Source organism: Albidovulum sp. (assembly GCF_049646345.1).
Classification (GTDB): Bacteria; Pseudomonadota; Alphaproteobacteria; order Rhodobacterales; family Rhodobacteraceae; genus Albidovulum.
In genome coordinates this window covers 1-4437 of sequence record NZ_JBARVQ010000108.1, presented here as the reverse complement: position 1 = coordinate 4437, position 4437 = coordinate 1, and the positions used below count along the sequence as shown (strand labels likewise).

The following is a 4437-nucleotide window of genomic DNA, read 5'->3' as shown; positions in this document are numbered from 1 at the left end:
CTATATCTACGGCAATACAGGAAACGATTCTCTTGTCGGCGGCGCAAGCAGCGACAATATCACGGGCGGGTCAGGCGCAGATACGATCACCGGTGGCGCGGGCGATGATTTTATTGAATTGGGCACTAACGACGGCGTTGCCGATACCGTCGATCTGGATGACGGTTCGGGCAGCGACTACATCTATGATTTTGCCGGACCAACCGACAATGGTGACGGCACCTATACCGGCTACGACCAGTTTGATGTATCCGATCTGAATGACGCCAGCGGCAATCCGGTCAAGGTCTGGGATGTCACCGTTACCGACACCAATGGCGATGGCACCGGCCACGCGATTCTGACCTTCCCCAATGGCGAAAGCGTGACGCTTCACGGCGTGTCGCCCGATAGCGTCGACAGCCATGGCGAGTTGAACGCCATGGGCATCCCCTGCTTCACTTCCGGCACCCGGATTGCCACGCCGGACGGCGAGGTGGCGGTCGAGGATCTGCGCATCGGCGACAGGGTCTGGACCCGCGACAGCGGCGCCCAGACGATCCGCTGGATCGGGTCAAAGCGCGTGGCCGCCATTGGCCCGCTGGCCCCGGTCCTGATCCCGAAGGGCACTTTGGGCAACACCCGCGATATCAAAGTCTCACCCCAGCACCGCATGCTGATCAGCGGCTGGCAGGCCGAGTTGTATTACGGCGAGACTGAAGTTCTGGTGGCGGCAAAGCACCTGATCGACGGCGCGGTGATCCGGGCCGTGCCGGGCGGCGAGGTGGAGTATTTCCACATCCTCTTTGACCGGCATGAGATCGTGCTGGCCGATGGCGCACCGAGCGAGAGCTTTCACCCCGGCGATCAGGGTATGGCGACGATCGACGATGCCGCACGCGCAGAGATCTATATGCTCTTTCCTGAACTGGAAACGGAAGGACCGGCTTTCTACGGCCCGGCCGCGCGACGCAGCCTGAAGGCGCATGAAGCCGCCCTGCTGCGCCGGGGGGTATCCGACGCCATATCCAGACCGGACACTCGCGCCGCGTCGGCCTGACCGGCAGGATCGGCCGCCCGATCCGCAAGGTGACCGAGCGGCTCCGCCTCAGGCAATCCGTCGCGGCGATGCCTCGGCCGTGCCCGATGCCCAGCCCCGCACCGCCGTGCCGAACGCCTCGAACAGCGGCCGTGACACAGGATCGGCCGCCGCATTCCATTCGGGATGCCACTGAACCGACAGGGTAAAGCCCGGCGCACCCTCGACATAGAGCGCCTCGGGCGTGCCGTCGGGCGCCCGGCCGTCCACGACAATCCCGCGCCCCTCGGCCTTGAGGCCCTGACCATGGAGTGTGTTCGTCATCACCTCGGCCGCACCGAAAAGCCGGTGGAAAACACCGCCATCGGTAAACCGCACCGCATGGCGCAACGCGAATTTCTCTTCCAGCGTTCCATCGGGCGGCATCCGGTGGTTCATCCGCCCCGGCAGGTCACGTATCTCGGGGTAAAGCGTGCCGCCCAGCGCGACATTGACCTCCTGAAAACCGCGGCAGACGCCCAGAAAGGGCTGGCCACGCTCCACACAGGCCCGGATCAGCGGCAGGGTGATCGCGTCGCGGCAACGGTCGAAGGCCCCATGCGCCTCGGTCGCGTCCTCACCATATTCCTCGGGATGCACATTGGGCCGCCCGCCGGTCAGAAGGAACCCGTCACAGGCCTCCATCAGCTCGGCCACACTGACCAATCGCGGATCGGCGGGGATCAGCAACGGCATGCAACCGGCAACCTGCGCCACCGCCTCGGAATTGATCACGCCCCCGGCATGAACGGGGTAATCGTTGTCCAGAAAGTTCATGTTGCCGATGATACCGACAATGGGTCGTGTCATGCGTATTCCGTTCTGTCTGCCACCGGGCAGAGGATAGAACGGCGCAGGATCAAGGGAAAGCCCCGCCGGATGCACACAGCCCCTGCACGGACGAACCGGAGGATCACGCCTCCGGCACGAACCCGGCCGCGCGGATACCGGCCTCGGCCGCAATCGCATCGTTGTCGGATGTATCGCCAGTGACGCCCACCGCACCGACAACCGCGCCAACTGCGTCCCGCACCAGAACGCCCCCCGGCACCGGCAGGATACGCCCCTCATAGACGCCGCTGAGGGCCGCCATGAAGTAAGGCTGCGCCTCAGCCCGTGCCATCTGCGCCCGCCCGCCAAGACCCAGCATGACCGCGCCATGCGCCTTGGCCCGCGCAATGTCAAAGCGCCCGGGCGAGGACCCGTCAGAGCGCTCAAAGGCCAGAACATGCCCACCTGCATCCAGAACCACCACGGATAGCGGTTTCATCCCCGCCGCCTGCCCCGCCTTCAACGCATCGGCGATGATCACCCGTGCCGCATCAATTCCCAACATGGTCATGCCCTTTCATCTTGGCTCAAATACCTCGGGGGGATCGCCGCTTTGGCGGCGATGGGGGCAGCGCCCCCTACCCGGCTGCCTTCACCTCGGCCCGCCGCCGGTGAAGCACAGGCTCGGTATATCCCGAAGGCTGTTCCCGCCCGAGGAAAATCAGATCGCAGGCCGCCTGAAACGCGACGCCCTGAAATCCCGGTGCCATCGGGTGATAGGCCAGATCGCCTGCATTCTGCCGGTCGACAACCTCAGCCATCTTGCGCAAAGCCTCCATCACCTGATCGCGGCTGACAACGCCGTGATGCAGCCAGTTCGCCACATGCTGGGCCGAGATACGGCAGGTCGCGCGGTCCTCCATCAGGCCGACATCGCCCATATCCGGCACCTTGGAGCAGCCCACGCCCTGATCGACCCAGCGCACGACATAGCCAAGGATGCCCTGACAGTTGTTCTCCACCTCGCGCGCGACCTGGGCAGGTGTCCATTTGCGGTAAGCTGCCAAGGGTATATCGAGGATTGTATCGACATAGGCGCGCCGCCCGCCCTTCCTCAGCCGGTCCTGCACGGCAAAGACATCGACCTTGTGATAGTGCAGCGCATGCAGAGTCGCGGCCGTCGGTGAAGGCACCCAGGCGCAGTTCGCGCCCGATTTCGGATGTTCGATCTTCTGTTCCAGCATCGCCGCCATCAGGTCGGGCATCGCCCACATGCCCTTGCCGATCTGGGCCTTGCCCGACAGGCCGCACTCAAGGCCGATATCGACATTCTGGTTCTCATAGCCGGAAATCCACGCCTTGCGCTTGATGAAATCCTTGCGGGAAAACGGCCCCGCCTCCATCGAGGTGTGAATTTCATCCCCCGTCCGGTCGAGGAAGCCCGTGTTGATGAACGCCACCCGGTGCTTTGCCGCGCGGATGCATTCCTTGAGGTTGACGGAGGTCCGCCGCTCCTCATCCATGATACCGATCTTGACGGTGTATTGCGGCAGGCCCAAAGCCGCCTCGACCCGTGTGAAGATCTCATCGGCAAAGGCCACTTCCTCGGGCCCGTGCATCTTCGGCTTCACCACATAGACCGACCCCATGACCGAGTTTCGCGCCCCACCGGTTTTCTTAAGGTCATGCATCGCGATCATCACCGTGACCATCGCATCCATCAGCCCTTCAAAGATTTCGGCCCCCTCGGCGTCGAGGATGGCGGGATTGGTCATCAGATGGCCGACATTGCGGATCAGCATCAACGCCCTGCCTTTGACGGCGAAGTCCGACCCGTCCGGCGCGGTCCAGTCAAGGTCGGGGTTCAGCCGCCGCGTCATCTCGCGCCCGCCCTTTTCGAACCTGTCCTCCAGATCACCCTTCATCAGACCCAGCCAGTTGTCATAGGCTCCGGTCTTGTCCTCGGCATCGACACAGGCGACCGAATCCTCGCAATCCATGATTGCCGAGACGGCACTTTCCAGCCGCACATCGGCAAGGCAGGCCTGATCGCGGGCACCGATGAAATGGCCGCGGTCGAAGACCAGTTCGACATGCAGCCCGTTATTGCGCAGCAAGACCGCCTCGGGCGCGCGCGGATTGCCGCGATAGCCTGCGAATTTCGAAGGATCGACCAGCGGCATGTCATCGATCAGGAGGACGCCGTCCTTGACATAATAGCGCCGCACATCGGCGTGGCTCGCGCCCTGAATTGGAAAGGCCTCGTCCAGAAAGACCCGGGCCCGCGCCACAACACGGGCGCCGCGACCGCGTTCATAGCCCCCTTTCGGCGGCTGAGAGCCCATTGCGTCGGTGCCATAAAGACAGTCATAGAGCGACCCCCAACGGGCATTGGCGGCATTGAGCGCGTAACGTGCATTGGTGATCGGCACGACCAGCTGAGGGCCGGGAACGGTCGCGATTTCGGGGTCGGTATTATCGGTCCCGATCCGGAAATCCGCGCCTTCGGGCAGCAGGTATCCGATCTCCTGCAACAGGGCCTTGTAGCCTTCATGGTCATGCGGCTGACCCTGGCGCGCCCGGTGCCACTCATCAATCCGCGTCTGCAA

Annotated in this window: 4 protein-coding genes; 1 reads left to right on the top strand and 3 read right to left on the bottom strand. The window is 63.6% G+C overall.

Features of this window, described 5'->3' with window-relative positions; all coding sequences use genetic code 11:
* The coding region (locus WBB85_RS02775) for a Hint domain-containing protein (RefSeq protein WP_432637099.1) at positions 1 to 1039 on the top strand (1039 nt) is incomplete at its 5' end.
* A 48-nt stretch (positions 1040 to 1087) separates the two neighbouring features.
* Here the strand turns inward: WBB85_RS02775 and WBB85_RS02770 are convergent.
* The 3 genes from WBB85_RS02770 to WBB85_RS02760 form a co-directional block, all read right to left on the bottom strand.
* Positions 1088 to 1867: a gamma-glutamyl-gamma-aminobutyrate hydrolase family protein gene (locus tag WBB85_RS02770; protein ID WP_432637098.1), complete on the bottom strand. Its 780-nt coding sequence runs from the start codon at positions 1865 to 1867 to the stop codon at positions 1088 to 1090.
* Positions 1868 to 1970: 103 nt separating this feature from the next.
* Positions 1971 to 2399 (bottom strand): GlcG/HbpS family heme-binding protein, encoded by a 429-nt coding sequence (locus WBB85_RS02765; protein ID WP_432637097.1) that lies wholly within the window; start codon positions 2397 to 2399, stop codon positions 1971 to 1973.
* 67 nt (positions 2400 to 2466) lie between these two features.
* On the bottom strand, positions 2467 to 4437 hold a 1971-nt coding region (locus WBB85_RS02760), incomplete at its 5' end, for a malate synthase G (RefSeq protein ID WP_432637096.1).